Genomic DNA, 17,223 nt, shown 5'->3' on the forward strand with positions numbered 1-17,223 from the left:
GGCGCTCACGCCTTCGGTGCCACCTTGCTCAGGCCGTTGATGATGCGGTCCATCGCGTCACCGCCGGTCGGGTCCGTGAGGTTCGCCAGGAGCTTCAGGGTGAACTTCATCAGCAGCGGATGGGTCAGGCCGCGCTGGGCCGCGATCTGCATGACCTTCGGGTTGCCGATGAGCTTCACGAAGGCACGGCCCAGCGTGTAGTAGCCGCCGTAGGTGTCCTTGAGGACGCGCGGGTAGCGCTGCAGGGCCGTCTCGCGCTGGGCGGGCGTGGCCCGCGCGTGCGCCTGGACGATGACGTCGGCGGCGATCTGGCCGGACTCCATGGCGTAGGCGATGCCCTCGCCGTTGAAGGGGTTCACCAGGCCGCCGGCGTCGCCGACGAGGAGCAGGCCGCGCGTGTAGTGCGGCTGGCGATTGAAGGCCATGGGGAGGGCGGCGCCGCGGATCGGGCCGGTCATGTTCTCCGGGGTGTAGCCCCAGTCCGCGGGCATGGAGGCGCACCAGGCCTTGAGGACCTCACGCCAGTCCAGTTCCTTGAAGGAGTCGGAGGTGTTCAGGACGCCCAGACCGACGTTGGAGGTGCCGTCGCCCATGCCGAAGATCCAGCCGTAGCCGGGCAGCAGGCGGTCCTGGGCGCCGCGGCGGTCCCAGAGCTCCAGCCAGGACTCCAGGTAGTCGTCCTCGTGACGAGGGGAGGTGAAGTAGGTCCGGACGGCCACGCCCATCGGGCGGTCCTCGCGGCGGTGCAGACCCATCGCCAGGGAGAGGCGGGTGGAGTTGCCGTCGGCGGCCACGACGAGCGGCGCGTGGAAGGTGACTTCGCGCTTCTCCTCGCCCAGCTTGGCGTGCACGCCGGTGATCCGGCCGGTGCGGTCGTCGATGATCGGGGCGCCGACGTTGCAGCGCTCGAAGAGGCGGGCGCCCCCCTTCTGCGCCTGGCGGGCGAGCTGTTCGTCGAAGTCGTCGCGTTTGCGGACCAGGCCGTAGTCGGGGAAGGAGGCGAGATCCGGCCAGTCCAGCTGGAGGCGGGTGCCGCCGCCGACGATGCGCAGGCCCTTGTTGCGCAGCCAGCCGGCCTCCTCGGAGATGTCGATACCCATGGCGACCAGCTGTTTCACCGCGCGCGGGGTGAGTCCGTCGCCGCACACCTTCTCGCGCGGGAACTCGGTCTTCTCCAGCAGGAGTACGTCGAGACCGGACTTGGCGAGGTGGTACGCCGTCGTGGAGCCGGCTGGCCCCGCGCCGACGACGATGACATCGGCGGTGTTTTCGGAGAGGGGCTCGGTCACGGCGGGGGCTCCCCAAGGCTCGAAATCTGCGTGCCGACCGGCACTGGACATGGGCAGTCTATTCAGCGGTACTGATCACCCGGCTGAAGGGCTGCCCCTGTGAACCGAGCTCTCCCCGCGGTACGGCTGCGTGTGCCCACGCACGAGGACGCGTTCGCCTGGTACCGGGTCTTCGACGACCCGGACGTCATGGAGTTCCACGGCGGCAGGTCCGCGGAGCTGTCCGTCTACGAGGAGCTCACCGCCCGGCAGCGCCGGCACGACGCGGAGCTCGGGTTCTGCCTGTGGACGATGGCCGACGAGTCCGGTCGGGTCATCGGCTTCACCGGCGCCCAGCCGTGGCCGCAGGAGTGGGGACCCAGGGGCGAGATCGAGATCGGCTGGCGGCTCGGCAGGGAGTACTGGGGCCAGGGATACGCCACGGCGGCGGCGCTGGTGACGCTGGAGCGGCTGCGAGCGGCGGGCGTGCCGAAGGTGGTGGCGATGGTGCGGCCGGGGAACGAGCGGTCGGTCTCGGTCACCCGCCGCCTCGGGATGGAACTCGCGGAGACATTCCCGCATCCGCGGTTCCAGGAGGACGCGCTCTGCTTCCGGCTCGACCTGCAGACCAGCCATGCGATTGGTAACTCAGAGTAACGATCTGCTACAGAAAGACACTTGCCGCTTCCGGGTGCCATATGCCGGGGGTTACCCTTCCAGTACCGCTGGGGGTGACATCTGTGCATATAACACCCAAAACACCCGAAGTGCGTGTGCCACGGCTGGTAGGGCTGATGGCCGTGGACGCGCGCGAGACCGCCCAGGCGCGGGGACTGTTCCTCAACGCGCCGGACCGGCCGGACTTCCATCTCACGGTCGTCGACTACGTCGTACGCCAGTTCCCGCAGCCCGGTGCCGAAGTGCCGCGGGACTCGATGGTGTACGTGTGGTTCGACTTCGGTGAGGGCGAGGGCGGCGGAGGCGTGCGCGAGCCACGCATCCCACGGCCACCGACGGGAGGGCTGCAACGGGAGCTAAACCGGCCCGGTGACACCTTCGAGGTGATCGGCGGGTGACGCCCGGGACGGTGTTCAGGCCTCCTTGAAGCCCCGGTGCAGGGCGACGACCCCGCCGGTGAGGTTGCGCCAGGCCACCTTCGACCAGCCCGCCTCGCGCAGCCGTCCGGCCAGCGCGGGCTGGTCGGGCCAGGCGCGGATGGACTCGGCGAGATAGACGTAGGCGTCCGGGTTGGAGGAGACCGCACGGGCCACCGGGGGCAGCGCGCGCATCAGGTACTCGGTGTAGACGGTCCGGAAGGGCGCCCAGGTGGGGTGCGAGAACTCGCAGATCACCACCCGGCCGCCGGGCCGTGTCACCCGGTACATCTCCCGCAGGGCCGCGTCGGTGTCCTGGACGTTGCGCAGGCCGAAGGAGATCGTCACGGCGTCGAAGGTGTCGTCCTTGAACGGCAGCCGGGTGGCGTCCCCGGCGGTGAAGGGCATCCAGTCGGTGCGCCGCTTGCCGACCTGGAGCATCCCGAGGGAGAAGTCGCAGGGCACGACATAGGCGCCGGCCCGGGCGAACGGCTGGGAGGAGGTGCCCGTGCCGGCCGCCAGGTCGAGGATCTTCTGCGCGGGCCGCGCGTCGACCGCCCGGGCGACCTCCTTCCGCCAGTGCCGGTCCTGGCCGAGCGACAGCACGTCGTTGGTCAGGTCGTACCGTTCCGCCACGTCGTCGAACATCGAGGCGACTTCGTGCGGCTGCTTGTTCAGGGAGGCGCGGGTCACCTCGCCATTCTTGCAGCCCGCCGTCACGGCAGAAGCCTGGGCTTCTTCTTCGCCGCCACGTCCTCCACCCAGCCGCACAGCAGGATGAACACCGCGATCAGAATCCAGCCGACGCCGAACATGAACCACTGGCTGTCCAGCGGAAGCCACTTCTCGAACGCGGGCACGTTCCACATCTGGTCGATCAGCGGAACCGCCAGGATCAGCGCGATCTCGTGCCAGAGGTAGATCGTCACCGCGCGGGCGTTGAAGACGGTGACCGTCCGGTCCAGCCGCCGGAAGCGGGTCAGCCAGGCGAAGTCGATCCTGAAGTACGCCTTGGCCCACATCAGCAGCAGCACGAACCCGGCCGACCAGAAGGCCTGCGCGAGGGGGTCCTCGTCCAGGTCGTAGGTCCCGAAGTCGGCCTGGTGCGAGAAGGCGTACCAGCCGCCGTACCCGATCGCGGCGAGCGAGACGACGACCACCAGGGCCGGTTTCATCCGCTGGAGCACGCCGTCGCGGTGGGCGAAGCCGAGGATCCAGCAGAAGAGGTACGTCGACAGGTCCCACAGGGCGCTGCCGAGGCGGTTGTCCGGGCCCGACCAGACGAAGTTCAGGATCAGGATCGGGACGAGCGAGAGGACGAGGACCGGGACGGGCGCCTTGCGGAAGATCCACAGCAGGGCCGGCGAGAGGAGGACGAACCAGAGGTACGTGCGCAGGTACCAGAGGATCTCCCAGGCCTGTTCGCCCCAGGCGTTGCCCGGCGGGTCGCCGAGCGGCACCACCCAGTAGACGATCTGCCAGCCCGGCATCCAGTCGTGGATCAGCATCGCGAGGACGACGAAGAAGCCCCAGAACCAGAACGGCGGGAGCAGACGGCGCAGGCGGCTCTTGACCACCTTCGGCGCCGGGCGCTCCAGCGACTTCGCCATCAGCGTGCCGGCCAGGCCGAACATGATGCCCATGGAGGGGAACACCATGCCGCACCAGGCCCAGCCGAAGGTGTGATAGGTGACGACGCGGATCAGGGCGACCGCGCGGAGGGTGTCGAAGTAGCGGTCCCTGCCCGGGGGCTTTGGCCGCGGATCGGGAGCGGGTGCCGGTTCCTCGGCAGGAGACTGCGGCTCGGGCTCCGGTTCCTGCGGTTCCACCGCCGGTAGCGGGGCCGTCTGCTCCGCTACCGGGCCGGGCCCGTAATCGACGTACTGCTGTTGCTGCGGATACGGCTGCTGCGCGTACTGCTGGCCGTACTGCTGCTGACCGCCGTACGGGTTGTAGTCGTGGCCGTATCCCTGCTGGTACGGGTTCTGCTGCTGGTCCCAGGTCATCAGCCGCTCGCCCCCGCCGGGGTGCCAACCTCACCCGTGCGCTTGAGTTTCTGCCAGCGCAGGCGGCCGCCGGTGAGGGCGGTGATGCAGGAGTGGATGAGGACGAGGTACATCATCTGGCGGTAGGCCAGTTGCTGGAGCGGCATCATCAGGAGGTAGCGGTACCGCTCCTTGTCCAGGCGGAACGCATAGGCGGCGCAGCCGAGTTGGATGCCGAGGACCGCCAGCCAGGCCAGCAGGGCCGCCTCGAAGTCGACGAAGATCATGGAGTAGGCCGTGAAGACGTCGATGAGCGGGGCGAAGACGGGCGTGACGATCTGGAAAAGGACCACCAGGGGCATGCCCACCCGGCCGAAGCGGCCCGACGGGCCCTTGTCCGTCAGGGACTTGCGGTGCTTCCACAGGGCCTGCATGGTGCCGTACGACCAGCGGTAGCGCTGGGACCACAGCTGTTTGAGCGAACCGGGCGCCTCCGTCCAGGCCTTGGCGTGCTCCTGGTAGACGACCCGCCAGCCCGCGCGGTGCATGGCGATGGTGATGTCGGTGTCCTCGGCGAGGGTGTCCTCGCTCATCCCGCCGACCTGGAGCACCGCTTCACGGCGGAACGCGCCGATCGCGCCGGGGATCGTCGGCATGCAGCGCAGCAGGTCGTACATACGGCGGTCGAGGTTGAAGCCCATCACGTACTCGATGTGCTGCCAGGCGCCGATGATCGTGTTGCGGTTGCCGACCTTGGCGTTGCCGGCGACCGCGCCGACCTCGGGGTCGGCGAAGGGCTGCACCAGGTGTCGTACCGTCTCCGGTTCGAAGACCGTGTCGCCGTCCATCATCACCACGATGTCGTAACTGGCGCTGCGAACACCGTTGTTGAGGGCGGCCGGTTTGCCGGCGTTCTCCTGGCGGATGACCCGGACGTTGGTCATGCCCAGCTTGTCGGCGGCGGCGCGGGCGATCTCCGAAGTGCCGTCCGTGGAGCCGTCGTCGACGACGATCACCTCGATCGGATGGGTGCTCCGCGCCAGCGACTCCAGGGTGTTGGCGATGCACTCCTTCTCGTTGTACGCCGGGACGATCACGCTCACCGGTCCGGTGACCGGCGGCCCCCAGCTGAACCGGCGTCTGTTGCGCAGCCGGTAGTGGCGGCGGGCGATCAGCAGCATCATGCCGAAGCGACCCATGACCGCGACACCGACGACGAGGAGCAGGACCGACAGCACCGGCAGGGCCCACTCGGCGATCGCGACCGCCACGAGGAGCGCCTTGCCCTCGTAGAGGGTCATGCCGGTGGCCGTGCGGTGGGCGGCCTGGAGGCCGGTGGTGAGGGGGTTGCGGTTGGTGTTGCTGTTGGCGGTGCCGGTGTTCGGAGCGCTCTCGCCGTTCGGCGCGGTCCCGGTCCCGGTTCCTGTTCCGTTCCCGGTTCCGGTTCCGGTTCCGGTTCCGGTTCCGGTTCCGGTTCCGCCGGGCGGGGTGCCGGTGCCGGTGCCCGTTCCCGTGCCGGTGAGGGCGCCGGCCTCGGCGACTCCCGTGGCGGACGTGCCGGCGGTGCCGCTGGCGTCGCCGGCCGTCGTGGCGGACCGCCCGTTGCCCGTGCCCTGCTCCTGGATGACACCGCTGATGGTGGTGAAGGTGTAGCCCTTCGCCTTCATCTTCTTGATGTACCGGGGCAGCGCCTTGATCGTCTGCGAGCGCTCGCCGCCGGCGTCGTGGAAGAGCACCGAGGCGCCCTTGTTCTTCTTCGGTGTGGCCCAGTTGATGATCTTGGAGACGCCCGGCTTCTTCCAGTCGTCGCTGTCGGTGTCGACGAAGACGCTGGTGTAGCCCTCCTTGCCGAGCTTCTGGTAGACGGGCCAGCTGTAGTTGTCGATGGCGTCCGTCTCCGAGGAGTACGGCGCGCGGAAGAGGGTCGTCGTGATCCCGGCCGCGCCGGCGAGCGCGAGCTGGGTCTGCTGCATCTCGCGGTTGATCCGGGCGTCGCTCTGGTACGACAGGTCGACGTGCGTGAAGGTGTGGATGCCCACCTCGTTGCCCTGCTCGACCATGGTCTTCACGATGCTCGGGTAGCGCGACACCATCGAGCCGACCAGGAAGAAGGTGGCCGGGATGTCGTACTGGTCGAGGATCTTGAGGACCTGCGGGGTGTAGGTGGGGTTGGGGCCGTCGTCGAAGGTGAGCGCGATGGTCTTGGAGGGGACCGAGACGGTGGTCGCCTGGCCGCCCCGGAAGGTGAGGATCGGCCCGCCGTCGAGGACCTTGTCCGGCACCTTGCTGGAGCTGGCGCCGGTGCGGACCCGCTGGTCGCCGCCGACCTCTGCGCGCAGATAGCCGTCGAGCAGCATCACGCAGGTCAGCGCCAGCAGGAGCAGCAGGGCGAGGATGACACGTGGTCTCTGCAGCGCCGCGGCCCTGCCTGCCGCCCGCTCGATGCGGGAGGGGGCGCGCCTGCGGCCGCGTGAGGACGTCGGTGTGGTCATGGGAAAAGGGCCTGCGTTCCGGTCAGTTGGCGGTGGCGGAGGCGGACGCGGACGCGGACGCCGCTACGGATGCGGCTACGGACGGGGTGGCGGCGGTCGAGGGCGGCGCCGAGGGGCGGCCACTGGGCAGACCGGCCTGCCGGCCGATGCCGCCCCGCGGGCGCTCGCCACCGGGGGCGTTGCCCGCGCGTGCGAAGTCGGGGAGCAGCGAGTCCGGGGTGAGCGAGGTGCCCCAGCCCATGAAGGCGGCGCCGAGCACGCCCGTGTAGGCGAGGCAGACGACGCCGAGGAGAAGGCCGACGCGGCGCAGCAGCTTGGACCGGCGTCCGGAGGAGTCGACGAACACGGGCCCCTCGGCAGACCCGTTGCCTTGTTTGCGGCGGCGACCGCGCGCCGCGGCACGGCTTTCGATGGCAGGCTCGGATTGCATATCCCCGGATATTAGGGAGCCTTTATGTGATCGCCTTCTGGGTTCTTGTGAGGCGCCCATGAGAAACGCCTTAGCCTGTCTTTTCACTGAGAGATTCTATGAACACCTGCGGGAACCATCCGGAACGGGAAACCAGTCAAATGCCCCTTTTGTGGCGCACTATTCGCCCGATTCGCTCCCTTCCTTCCATGAGTATTCTGTGTATCGGTCGAACAATTGAACACCATGTACGTGTGAGACGTTTTCCTTTCGAATTAGGGTTTGTTTCGACCCTGAGACACAAATCACGAGAGCGGGTGCATCTTAATGCGGGGTTTCCTGAGGCCGGCTGCTGGGCTTACCTGCCTGTTTGCCATGGCAGTGACGGGGTGTTCCTCGGGCTCCGCCGGCACGTCGGACGCGGCGCCCGCACCGTCGAAAGGCACGTCAGGTACGTCGAGTACGTCCTACGCGCCCTACGTCAGCGCGACGGAGGCCGCCGACACGGACGACGCGGGCTCACCGTCGACGTACAACCTGGCCTTCGTGATCTCCGACGGCAGCACTTGCACGCCGAAGTGGAACGGGACGACGGCGATCGGCAGTTCGGCCGTGAAGTCCCGTATCTCCAAGCTGACGCAGGACGGCGCCTCGGTCCGGGTGTCCTTCGGCGGGGCCTCGGGGAAGGAGCTGGCGACGACGTGTTCCAGCGCGTCGAAGCTCGCCGCGGCGTACGGCGCCGCGCTGGACGCCGCGGGCTCCACCCAGGCCGACTTCGACATCGAGGGCGACACACTGGCCGACTCCGGCTCGGTCGCCCTGCGGTCCCAGGCGATCGCCCAGCTCCAGAAGGAACGGCCGGACCTGGAGGTCTCCTTCACCCTGCCCGTGATGCCGTCGGGGCTCGACTCCGACGGCCTCGCGCTGCTGGAGTCCGCGAACAAGTACGACGTACAGGTCTCGACGGTCAACATCATGACCATGAACTACGGCGAGTCGTACGGCGGGGACATGGGCGACTACGCGGTCACCTCGGCGAAGGCCGCGCACACCCAGCTGAAGAAGGTGTTCGGTCTCTCGGACGCGGCGGCGTGGGGCGGAATGGCGCTGACCTCGATGATCGGGGTGAACGACGTGGACGGGGAGACGTTCACGCTGTCGGACACCGCCGATGTGCGCGGCTTCGCGGAGGAGAAGGGGATCGCCTGGGTCTCGATGTGGTCGACGTTCCGGGACCAGCAGTGTGAGAGCGGGAGTTCGGGGAACGACGACGCCGCGACCAACTGCAGCGGGGTGAACCAGAGTTCGGGAGCGTTCGGGGAGGCGTTCGCCGGGTGACGCTTCTTTGAGAGCGCTGCTAGCGCCGTCTGTGGACGAGACGCCCGGCGCAGACGGTCGCGATGCACGCCCCCGTCTCGTCGAACACGGCCAAGTCGGCTCTGGCTGTCTCGCTGAGCCGTGCCAGGCGCGTGCCGGGGAGTACGGCGACGTCGTTTCGCTCGGCCGCCGCCCGGAGTTCGGGGGAATCGGCGTACTCCTCGACGACGGCCGTCGCGCCCGACTTCATGACGGCGTGGACGCGTTCGCGTGCGGACGGGGCGTCGGGGAGCGGGCCCTCGTGGACTCGGGCCGGGCCGAGGGCGCCCGGCCACCTGCGTACCCGTGCCCGCGGGAACCGCTCGCGGAGCTCCTCGTACGGCCCCACCGCGCCGATCCGGTCCTGTACGACCACCACGGCGCCGTTCTCGATCGGTTCGGAGTCCCATGCGACGAAGACCCGGTCCGCGGCGTGAATCGTCTCCACGGTCCGGTCAGTTGGAGGTGAGGAGCTTCAGCTCCGGGTGCGCCGTCCCGCCCTCGATCGCCGTTGAGGAGATGTGGGACATCACCCGCTCGTCCACCGGGTCGTTCGCCGGGTCGTCGTGGACCACGAGGTGCTCGTACGTCGTCGAGCGCTGCGCCGGGACGCGGCCCGCCTTGCGGATCAGGTCGATGATCTCCAGGCGGTTGGAGCGGTGCTTGGCGCCGGCCGACGAGACGACGTTCTCCTCCAGCATGATCGAGCCGAGGTCGTCGGCGCCGTAGTGGAGCGAGAGCTGGCCGACCTCCTTGCCGGTCGTCAGCCAGGAGCCCTGGATGTGGGCGACGTTGTCGAGGAAGAGCCGCGCGATCGCGATCATCCGCAGGTACTCGAAGAGGGTCGCCTGCGTGCGGCCCTTCAGGTGGTTGTTCTCGGGCTGGTAGGTGTACGGGATGAAGGCCCGGAAGCCGCCCGTGCGGTCCTGGACGTCACGGATCATCCGCAGGTGCTCGATGCGCTCGGCGTTGGTCTCGCCGGTGCCCATGAGCATCGTGGACGTGGACTCCACGCCCAGCTTGTGCGCCGCTTCCATGATCTCCAGCCAGCGCTCGCCGCTCTCCTTGAGGGGCGCGATGGCCTTGCGGGGGCGCGCGGGGAGGAGTTCCGCGCCGGCGCCCGCGAAGGAGTCGAGGCCGGCCTCGTGGATGCGGGTGATGGCCTCTTCGACCGAGACGCCGGAGATCCGGGCCATGTGCTCGACCTCGGACGCCCCCAGGCTGTGGATAACCAGCTGCGGGAACGCGTCCTTGATCGCCCTGAAGTTCTGCTCGTAGTACTCGACGCCGAAGTCGGGGTGGTGGCCGCCCTGGAACATGATCTGGGTGCCGCCCAGCTCGATCGTCTCCGCGCAGCGGCGCAGGATGTCGTCGAGGTCGCGGGTCCAGCCCTTCGCCGTGTCCTTGGGGGCCGCGTAGAAGGCGCAGAACTTGCACGCCGTGACGCACACGTTCGTGTAGTTGATGTTCCGCTCGATGATGTACGTCGCGATGTGCTCGGTACCCGCGTACCGGCGGCGGCGTACGGCGTCGGCGGCGGCACCCAGCGCGTGCAGGGGGGCGTCGCGGTAGAGGTCGAGCGCCTCTTCCGGGGTGATCCGCCCACCGGCGGCGGCACGGTCGAGGACAGACTGGAGGTCGGTCTTCTCGGTCACCAGGGCGTCCCTTTCGTCAAGGGTTGTGGACAGACCCGGCCAGCCTACGCCAGGCCTTCGAGCGGTCCGACCTCAGGCCGTGTACGCGCCGATCAGCAGCCCCGCGAACGCGCCCGCGATCAGGAACGGCCCGAACGGGATCGCCGTCTTGCGCCCGGCCCGCCGTACGACGACGAGCGCACCGCCGTACAGCGCGCCGAACAGGAAACCGGCGAAGGTGCCGAGCAGCACGGTGGGCCAGCCGTACCAGCCGAGTACGGCGCCCATGCCGAGCGCCAGCTTCACGTCGCCGAAGCCCATGCCGCCGGGGTTGATGAGGAAGAGGACGAAGTAGGCGCCGCCGAGGGCGAGGGCCGCGTAGAGGGAGGTGAGCCAGTCTCCGGCGGGTTCGGGGAGCAGGGCGGCCCCACCGAGGAGGACGAGGGCAGCGGCCGCGAGGGGGAGGGTGAGGGGGTCCGGGAGACGCTGAACCCGGAAGTCGACGGCCGCGAGCAGCACGCCCACCGGCGCGAGCACCAACCAGACGGCCAGCTCGGGCCGGGTACCGGTGGCGAGGGCCTGGGCTACACAGACCAGGGCGGTGGCGAGGGCTAGGGGTGTGGTGCGCGGACCGTAGGCGGCACGGGGGCGGGATGGGGGGTGGAAGGGGAGTGGGGGCGTGCGCTGATCACCGGACGCGGGCAGGGGCGCGGCGGGTTGGGCGGCGGACGCGAACCGGCCGTCGGTCCCGGGCGCGGCGAGCTCGCCGCTGGGCTCGAACCCGGCGTTGGGTGCGGACGCGGAAGGTTGGGCGCCGGGCGCGAACCCGTCGTCAGGCGCGGGCGCGGAGGGCTCGCCACTGGGCGCGGACGCGAACCGTTCGTCGGGTGCTAGCGCGGAGCGCTGGTCGGCGGGCGCGAACCCGTCTGCGGGCGCCGGCGCGGAGGGTTGGGCGCCGGGCGCGAACCCGTCGTCAGGCGCGGGCGCGGAGGGTTGGTTGCCGGGCGCGCGACGGTCGGCGTGCGTCGGCGCGCGCCCATCGCCAAGCGCTGTCTCGGTGGGTTGGGCGTCGCGCGTGGAGGCGTCGTCGGGCGTGGGTGCGGTGGGGTGGCCGGCGGGCGTGGGACGCTGGTCGGGCGTCGGTGCCGACTCGCGCCCGGGCGCCGGTGTGAGGGCGGAGTCCCGCGACCCCTCGGCTGTCGCGCACTCCGTGCACCACCCCCGGCCCAGCCAGCCCTTGACCGGGTGGCCTTCGGGGCAGGTTGTGCGCCACTCCTCCTCCGGCGGTGCCGAGAAGCGGTACGCGGCGCGGGGCAGCACGGTGCCGGTCGCCGCGCCCCAGAGGGCGGCGGCGGCCGGGAGGGCGAGGTCCAGGGCGGTCATCCTGTCGCGGCGGCGCCCTCGCGCCAGGTCGGCAGGAGTTCGTCGAGGAGGGCCTCGGTGCGCGGGGGCAGGCCACGCGCCCCGCTGCGGGCGATGAGGTCGGCGGCGAGGGCACGGACGCGGTCCGGGTCGCCGGTGGCGTGGGTGGCGCGCAGCAGCTCGTTCCACAGGCGCTCGTCGGCCGAAGCGGTCCTCAGCGCCGCGCCGAGCGCCTCGATCGCCTTCTCCGCGCGGTCCTTCTCCAGATGGAACGCGGACAGGGCGAGGCCGATGTCGGCGACCAGCAGCGGGAGCTGGGCGTCGATGATCTCGTGGGTGAGCCAGCGGTAACGGCCCTCCGCGCGGTCGGCGAGCAACGGGCCACGGACGAGCACCAGCGCGTCGGTGAGGAGACGGCCGCGGACCGCACGGCTCTCCGCGCCCTTGCCCTGGGTGGCCTCGTAGTAGAGCGAACGCAGCACGTCGAGGTCGGAGACGACCGACTTGGCGAGCACGAGGCGGCCGGTGTCGTCGGCGCGCAGCCGCGGGCTGCCGTCCGGGTCGGTGCCCAGCCAGGCCCCCAGCCGCTCGAGGAGCGCGTCGCGGACGTCCTCCGTCACCCCGCGCGGCCACAGCGCGGAGGACAGCACGCGCGGGTGCACGCCCTCGCGGTGCAGCAGGAGGAGCGCCAGGGCCTCGTGGAGGAGCGCGCTGCGGTTCCCGTCCGGGGTGTCGAGCCCCATGATCTCGTACGGCCCGACCAGCCGCGCGTACACCGCGGGCCGCCCCTGCTCGCTGATGTCGACGAGGAACGGCGGGGCGTTGGTCGGCCCGTCGGGGTCGCGCTCGGGGTCGGCCTCGACGAACAGCTCGACGACCGCGCGCTGCTGCACCGCGGGCAGCAGCTGGGCGTCCAGTTCGAGGCCGAGAAGCGGGGCGAGGAGCCTGCCGTCCGGGGTGATCTCCATCGCCCAGGCGGCCCCGGGCAGGTCGCTGTTCTCAGTGCCGACCAGGTAGCCGATGCCCAGCCGGGCGGCGTCGGCCGCGAGTTCGGCGAGCCGCACCGCGTCCTCGGCGGACGGCTGGGCGGCCAGCAGCACCAGGTTCGGCGCCCAGCGGGTGTGCTGGGCCGGGCCGGTGCGGCCGGTGAGGACCGAGTCGTGCCCGGCGGCACCCAGCGCGCCGCGCCGCTGCCGGGTCTCCGCCTCCATCGTCTCGAACAGCGCGTCCACGTCGTCGAGATGGCGCAGCCGGTTGGGGGCGAGCGGGGTGAGGTCCGCACCGAAGCCGACCAGGGTGATGGTCATACGGTCCGACCAGCCGTTGGTGGCGAGTTCGGCGGCGACCGAGGCGAACACGGCGGCGCGGTCGGCCTCCCGGCCGCTCAGCGAGACGATGCCGGGGACGGCCTCCAGGTTGAGCAGCAGCCGCGAGTCGTCCATGGTGCCGAGGCTGACCAGGCCGGGGTACGGCGCCGCGGTGTCGGTGTCCTCGTAGCGCTCGGCGTCCGCGCGGGACAGCGTCCAGAACGTCTGGTCCTGGCCGAGCTGCCAGGGCGCGGGGGGTTTGCCCGCGGGCTGGGCGAGTTGCAGATGCAGATCGCCGTGGCTGAGCCAGACCGCGTAGACCACCGGCAGCGAGCGGGACTCGGCGGTGAGGGCGGCGGCGAGTCCGCGCAGGGACCGGTCGAGCAGTCGTACGCCCTCCGGGTCCGCGCCGACCAGGAGCGCGTCCTGCACGTCCTGGGCGTCACCGGTCGGGGTCGGCGGCTCCATGCCGCGCCGGCCGCCGACGGCGCCGAGCGCCGACTGCCACAGGGCCTGCCGACGCCGTCGGCCGAGGGCGGCGAGCAGCCCGGCGGCGAGGAGGGGGGCACCGAGCAGCGCTTCGGACAGCCCGAAGGAAGACCCGAAAGAAGACCCGCGGGACGTGTGGCCGGAGGTGTCCTGCGCGTGGGTGGACGCGCCGGCGTCGCCGGCCTGACGCTGGCTGGGCACGGTGATCTGCGCGGTCGCCCCGTCCTCGCCCGCGTGCTGCCCGCCCTGCTGCTGGTGCTGTTGCTGCTGTTGGGCGTGGTCGCCGGTCCTGGCGTAGTCGCCGATCTGCTGCTGGACGTCCGGCGAGACATGCGCGTCGGGATTCTCGACGAGTTCGCCGCCGTGGGCGTCGCCGGGCATCTCCATGATCCAGCCGGGCCGGATGAGGCTGGCCTCGGAGAGCCGGGAGCCGTCGGGCTGGATGCGGTCCTTGTTGAGCTCGTAGATCTCCTTGTACCGGCGGCCGTCGCCGAGGTGGCGCTGCGCTATCTCCCAGAGGGAGTCGTGGTGGCGGCCCTCGGGCGGCTGGATCCGGTAGTACTTCGTCGCGCCGTGCGCGGCGGTGGAGCCGTGCGCGGCCTGGGCCGCGGCGTGGCTGGCCTGCTCGGCGAGGGCGGCGGCGGTGCTCTTCGCCTGCTCCTGCTGCTGGGCGAGGAGGCCGGGGGTCGCCTGGGCGGCGGCCACCGTGCCCTTCTGGTTGCCCTCCATGCTGTGCCCGAGCTGCGACAGGCCCGGGGTGAGGCTGGCGGCGGTGGCGCCGACCAGCAGCAGGGCGGCGACGAGCTGCCGGGCGAGCAGCTGGCTGGGCCCGGCGCCGGGGACCCGGCTGGGCAGGCCGACGCCGGAGACGGCGGCCTTGACCTCCACGAGCACGCACGCCGTGAACTGCGCCCAGGCCAGCCACACGATGACCGTCAGGGTGTTCAGGAACGTGTCGACGCCGATCGGCTGCGACAGCCAGTCCATCGTCGGCGCGCTGTGCGGCAGGGGCCAGCCGACGGTCATGGCGAGGGCGCCGGGGACGCCGACGACGAGCACGAGCAGCACCACGAAGGCGAGGAACGCCTTGACGAAGTCCCCGAACGAACGCCGCCGCACCCGCACCGGCTGCGGGGTCCGGTTCCGCGGACCCGACGGGTTCCCCGTCGGTCTTCCCGTCGAGCTTGATGTGCTGCGTCGCGCCATGGCGGGTGTCCTGGGGTCGTGTGTGGAAGGAGTGGGCCGGGGGCGCATCGAGCCTATCGAGGTCCCCTTGACGATCCTATTGACTGGCACCGACAGCGTCGAAGGGGAGAACGGCGAACCGTCGCCCGTTTTCTCCCTTTTCGTCAAACGAGGCCCAATTCACCGGAGTTACCGCCACCCGTCGCACACACCGCCCCTCCATATGCCCCACACAACCGACCGTCCACGAAGTCCGGTGCGTCAACCGCCGACCCGGAGCGACGACAGCAGGAAGCGGGTGAGGGCGGACGTGGGGAAGGCGATCGCCGCCACGCCCTCCTCCGCGCGGAGTTCGACGACCGTACGGGAGGGGCCGTACGGGCGTACGTGCACGTTGCCGAGGGCGGTCGGCGTCTCCAGGCCCTCCTCCAGCAGGGCGCGGGCGAAGCTCCAGGTGACCTCCTCGCCGTCCAGGGAGATCCACGGCGGGAACACGAAGTGCACGGCCTGCGGGTCGGCCGAGGTGTAGCGGAGGGTCGCGGGGACCGCCACCTCCTGCTCGTCGGCGGTGAGCAGGCGGCCGCCGGTGGGCTGTTCGAGCGTGATGGGCACAGGGCTTCTCCGGGTCCGGTGTCGGTCGTCGTACTGTGAGAGCGCCCGCAGCCCGTCTGATTACGCGGGAAACGCAAGCGAGTTGAGTGACATGTGTCACTTTCCGATGGGCTGGAAACTCTGCTTGACACCAGGAACGCCCCGGTCGCCGAGGACCTCGTCGCCGAGGCCCACTTCCGGGTGTGGCGGCGGCTGGCCGAGGGGCACGAGATCGACAAGGTGTCGGCGTATCCGACGACGACCGTCCGGCACCTCGCCTACGCCGCCGGCGGAGCCGTACGCGAGACGCCCCGGGATCCGCACGGGGACGAGCAGGCCGAGTCCCGGAACAGCAGCAACCGTCCGCCCCGTGACCCTCAGCCGACCTCGTTCTCGGCCGTCGCCTCGCCGTGCACCACGATGGCGCCGCCGTAGAACATGCCCGTGAAGACCGGTTCGTAGGTCAACTGAACCTCTACCTGGACCTGTTGGGCGTTGGCGGCGATGCAGTGCGTGCCCGCGATGTCGGCGGTGGACATGTCCATCTCGTGGGCGAAGGTCTTCACCCGGGCGTCGCAGTCCAGGTAGTTGATCGGCGCGGTGCCCTGGTTCTGGTACAGCGCTTCCTTGTCGATGTCCTGCGCCGCGTAACGGGCCGCCTGTTCCGCGATGTCGGCGGCACGCTCCCGCTTGGAGATGGACAGGCCGCCGTCGATGACGAAGGCGGAGAGGGAGAGGAAGACCAGGGTGAAGATGATGACCGCGCCGGCGCCCGAACCCCGGTCGTCGAGGCGGAGCCGACGCGCGGCCCACCAGTTGCGCAGCAGGGCAACGCTCACGCCGACCTCCGGAACGGGTCCAGGGGCGAAGAGAAGCTCGCGGAGAGGGTCGTCGGGATGTCCAGGCCGAGCATGGCCAGGCCTCGGACCTGGCAGCTCACCTCGACGGTGAAGATGCTGTCGGGCGCGAAGCCGGCGCTGGTCTGTACGACGGAGACCGGGCCGGAGCAGACGTCCGACAGGTCGGCCTCGGCGGCCTTGCGGGCCTCGGACATGGCCGTGGCGTGGTCCTTCTGGATGGAGCCGGCGCGGGCCGCGTCGCGCGCGGCGCCGTCGATCGCGCCCCGCCCGTCGACGAGTTGGCCGAAGGCGACCAGGACGAGAATGAACAGGATCATGACCGGGGCGAGGATGACGACCTCGATGGTCGACAGTCCCCGGTCGTCCACGGCTCTCCCGTGTGCTGCTTCGTGGCGATCGGACATCTACTTGTCCTCCACGAACCGCTCGACCGGCCCCGACGACTGCGCGTGCACCGTCAGGTCCAGGCCCGGGAACACCGTCGGGATGTGGGCCGAGATCTCGACGCCGACGGTGTTCTGCTCCGGCTGGAGCATTTTCACGTCGGGTGAGAGGACGAGCTGCGGCCCGAGTTGGCCGATGTAGGAGTCGACCACGTCCTGGGCCTTGCCGCGCCAGGCGCCGGGCTCCGCGTCGGCGGTGGCACGGGCCTTGCGGGCGCCGGCCTGGGCCGCCGCCTGGGCCACGTGGTCGGCGAAGAAGTACAGCGCGAACTGCACGGTCGCGAAGATCATGAAGAAGAGGACGGGGGTGAGGAACACGAACTCGATCGCGGTCATGCCCGAGTCACCACGCGCGGCGGCCGCCCGGCGGCGTATCCAGCCGCGCAGGCCTCTGCTCACGCCCACAGACATCATCCCCGTCACCCGGTCACCCCGTCGCCCCCGTCGTCGTACGTCCGCTCAGCAGGTCTTGCTCGCGCTGGCGCCCTTGATGCAGTCGCCGACCTTGTTGGCGCCGTCGCTCAGCGCGGCGTTGATGATGGCGGCCACCACGCCGACGATCGCCACGACGACCGCGGAGATGATGACCCACTCTACGGCGGAGGCACCGCGGTCGAGTTCGCCGGAGCGGGCGCGCTGCACCCGGCCCTGGAGGAAGGTGACCAGGAAGTCCACCGCCGGGATCCCAGTGCTGAAGTTCCGTCCGTTCATGATGTGTTGTCCTCTCGAAACAGTTCGCGGTTGTGGA

At 70.4% G+C, this 17,223-nt stretch carries 17 protein-coding genes and 2 pseudogenes; 4 read left to right on the forward strand and 15 right to left on the reverse strand.

What is annotated here, in order from left to right:
* Positions 1-5: 5 nt before the first annotated feature.
* Positions 6-1,340, reverse strand: a complete 1,335-nt coding sequence (locus ACZ7OO_RS03880; protein WP_471501128.1) for a geranylgeranyl reductase family protein — start codon at positions 1,338-1,340, stop codon at positions 6-8.
* A 48-nt stretch (positions 1,341-1,388) separates the two neighbouring features.
* Here ACZ7OO_RS03880 and ACZ7OO_RS03885 point away from each other — a divergent pair, with 48 nt between their 5' ends.
* Entirely contained in the window at positions 1,389-1,925 is a 537-nt protein-coding gene (locus tag ACZ7OO_RS03885; protein WP_471501130.1) for a GNAT family N-acetyltransferase, read from the forward strand.
* A gap of 110 nt (positions 1,926-2,035) precedes the next feature.
* Entirely contained in the window at positions 2,036-2,344 is a 309-nt protein-coding gene (locus ACZ7OO_RS03890; protein ID WP_471501132.1) for a PASTA domain-containing protein, read from the forward strand.
* A gap of 15 nt (positions 2,345-2,359) precedes the next feature.
* Here the strand turns inward: ACZ7OO_RS03890 and ACZ7OO_RS03895 are convergent, their stop codons facing one another.
* From ACZ7OO_RS03895 to ACZ7OO_RS03910, 4 genes are read right to left on the reverse strand one after another with little or no spacing between them, the layout of a single operon-like run.
* Complete coding sequence (locus tag ACZ7OO_RS03895) at positions 2,360-3,055, reverse strand: demethylmenaquinone methyltransferase (RefSeq protein ID WP_352224343.1); 696 nt, start codon at positions 3,053-3,055, stop codon at positions 2,360-2,362.
* A 23-nt stretch (positions 3,056-3,078) separates the two neighbouring features.
* Positions 3,079-4,368: an acyltransferase family protein gene (locus ACZ7OO_RS03900; RefSeq protein WP_471501134.1), complete on the reverse strand. Its 1,290-nt coding sequence runs from the start codon at positions 4,366-4,368 to the stop codon at positions 3,079-3,081.
* On the reverse strand, positions 4,368-6,839 hold the full coding sequence (locus ACZ7OO_RS03905) for a bifunctional polysaccharide deacetylase/glycosyltransferase family 2 protein (RefSeq protein WP_471501136.1): 2,472 nt from the start codon (positions 6,837-6,839) through the stop codon (positions 4,368-4,370). Before ACZ7OO_RS03905 ends, ACZ7OO_RS03900 begins: the two co-directional genes overlap by 1 nt.
* 22 nt (positions 6,840-6,861) lie before the next feature.
* Positions 6,862-7,185: a hypothetical protein gene (locus tag ACZ7OO_RS03910; RefSeq protein ID WP_471501138.1), complete on the reverse strand. Its 324-nt coding sequence runs from the start codon at positions 7,183-7,185 to the stop codon at positions 6,862-6,864.
* A gap of 390 nt (positions 7,186-7,575) precedes the next feature.
* On the opposite strand from ACZ7OO_RS03910, the gene ACZ7OO_RS03915 reads away from it, so the two are divergent.
* Complete coding sequence (locus ACZ7OO_RS03915; RefSeq protein WP_471501140.1) at positions 7,576-8,586, forward strand: chitinase; 1,011 nt, start codon at positions 7,576-7,578, stop codon at positions 8,584-8,586.
* Between the two features lie 19 nt (positions 8,587-8,605).
* Here ACZ7OO_RS03915 and ACZ7OO_RS03920 read toward each other — a convergent pair whose 3' ends face one another.
* The 6 genes and pseudogenes from ACZ7OO_RS03920 to ACZ7OO_RS03945 all read right to left on the reverse strand — a co-directional run bounded on the left by ACZ7OO_RS03920 (position 8,606) and on the right by ACZ7OO_RS03945 (position 15,193).
* On the reverse strand, positions 8,606-9,052 hold the full coding sequence (locus ACZ7OO_RS03920; RefSeq protein ID WP_352224338.1) for an imidazolonepropionase-like domain-containing protein: 447 nt from the start codon (positions 9,050-9,052) through the stop codon (positions 8,606-8,608).
* 7 nt (positions 9,053-9,059) lie between these two features.
* Entirely contained in the window at positions 9,060-10,259 is a 1,200-nt protein-coding gene (mqnC, locus tag ACZ7OO_RS03925; RefSeq protein WP_471501142.1) for a cyclic dehypoxanthinyl futalosine synthase, read from the reverse strand.
* A gap of 72 nt (positions 10,260-10,331) precedes the next feature.
* Positions 10,332-10,877 (reverse strand): annotated as a pseudogene (locus ACZ7OO_RS03930) (prepilin peptidase); the annotation flags it as partial.
* A gap of 560 nt (positions 10,878-11,437) precedes the next feature.
* Positions 11,438-11,621: pseudogene (locus tag ACZ7OO_RS03935) on the reverse strand (prepilin peptidase); the annotation flags it as partial.
* Complete coding sequence (locus ACZ7OO_RS03940; protein ID WP_471501255.1) at positions 11,618-14,602, reverse strand: BTAD domain-containing putative transcriptional regulator; 2,985 nt, start codon at positions 14,600-14,602, stop codon at positions 11,618-11,620. The gene ACZ7OO_RS03940 and the pseudogene ACZ7OO_RS03935, both read right to left, overlap by 4 nt.
* Positions 14,603-14,842: 240 nt before the next feature.
* A complete protein-coding gene (locus ACZ7OO_RS03945) occupies positions 14,843-15,193 on the reverse strand; it encodes an SsgA family sporulation/cell division regulator (RefSeq protein ID WP_471501144.1) in 351 nt (116 codons plus the stop codon).
* 93 nt (positions 15,194-15,286) lie between these two features.
* Here ACZ7OO_RS03945 and ACZ7OO_RS03950 point away from each other — a divergent pair, with 93 nt between their 5' ends.
* Positions 15,287-15,607, forward strand: coding sequence for a hypothetical protein (locus tag ACZ7OO_RS03950; RefSeq protein WP_471501146.1), 321 nt, complete (start codon positions 15,287-15,289; stop codon positions 15,605-15,607).
* Here ACZ7OO_RS03950 and ACZ7OO_RS03955 read toward each other — a convergent pair.
* Genes ACZ7OO_RS03955 through ACZ7OO_RS03970 form a run of 4 tightly spaced genes read right to left on the reverse strand, consistent with a single transcriptional unit; the run spans position 15,550 to position 17,186 of the window.
* Positions 15,550-16,011: a TadE/TadG family type IV pilus assembly protein gene (locus ACZ7OO_RS03955; protein ID WP_471501148.1), complete on the reverse strand. Its 462-nt coding sequence runs from the start codon at positions 16,009-16,011 to the stop codon at positions 15,550-15,552. The two genes, ACZ7OO_RS03950 and ACZ7OO_RS03955, sit on opposite strands and share 58 nt — an antisense overlap.
* Complete coding sequence (locus ACZ7OO_RS03960) at positions 16,008-16,436, reverse strand: TadE/TadG family type IV pilus assembly protein (protein ID WP_471501150.1); 429 nt, start codon at positions 16,434-16,436, stop codon at positions 16,008-16,010. Before ACZ7OO_RS03960 ends, ACZ7OO_RS03955 begins: the two co-directional genes overlap by 4 nt.
* The gene (locus ACZ7OO_RS03965) at positions 16,437-16,886 is read right to left on the reverse strand and encodes a TadE family protein (RefSeq protein WP_471501257.1); all 450 of its coding nucleotides are present in this window, start codon (positions 16,884-16,886) and stop codon (positions 16,437-16,439) included.
* 48 nt (positions 16,887-16,934) lie between these two features.
* Positions 16,935-17,186, reverse strand: a complete 252-nt coding sequence (locus ACZ7OO_RS03970; protein WP_352224329.1) for a hypothetical protein — start codon at positions 17,184-17,186, stop codon at positions 16,935-16,937.
* Positions 17,187-17,223: the final 37 nt, after the last annotated feature.

This window comes from Streptomyces sp. NPDC111744, from assembly GCF_055634995.1.

Coding starts and splice junctions, on each gene's coding strand:
- ACZ7OO_RS03900 (WP_471501134.1), bottom strand. CDS start 4,368: ATGACCTGGGACCAGCAGCAGAACCCGTACCAGCAGGGATACGGCCAC.
- ACZ7OO_RS03915 (WP_471501140.1), top strand. CDS start 7,576: ATGCGGGGTTTCCTGAGGCCGGCTGCTGGGCTTACCTGCCTGTTTGCC.
- ACZ7OO_RS03940 (WP_471501255.1), bottom strand. CDS start 14,602: ATGGCGCGACGCAGCACATCAAGCTCGACGGGAAGACCGACGGGGAAC.
- ACZ7OO_RS03905 (WP_471501136.1), bottom strand. CDS start 6,839: ATGACCACACCGACGTCCTCACGCGGCCGCAGGCGCGCCCCCTCCCGC.
- ACZ7OO_RS03960 (WP_471501150.1), bottom strand. CDS start 16,436: ATGTCCGATCGCCACGAAGCAGCACACGGGAGAGCCGTGGACGACCGG.
- ACZ7OO_RS03965 (WP_471501257.1), bottom strand. CDS start 16,886: ATGTCTGTGGGCGTGAGCAGAGGCCTGCGCGGCTGGATACGCCGCCGG.
- ACZ7OO_RS03880 (WP_471501128.1), bottom strand. CDS start 1,340: ATGTCCAGTGCCGGTCGGCACGCAGATTTCGAGCCTTGGGGAGCCCCC.
- ACZ7OO_RS03970 (WP_352224329.1), bottom strand. CDS start 17,186: ATGAACGGACGGAACTTCAGCACTGGGATCCCGGCGGTGGACTTCCTG.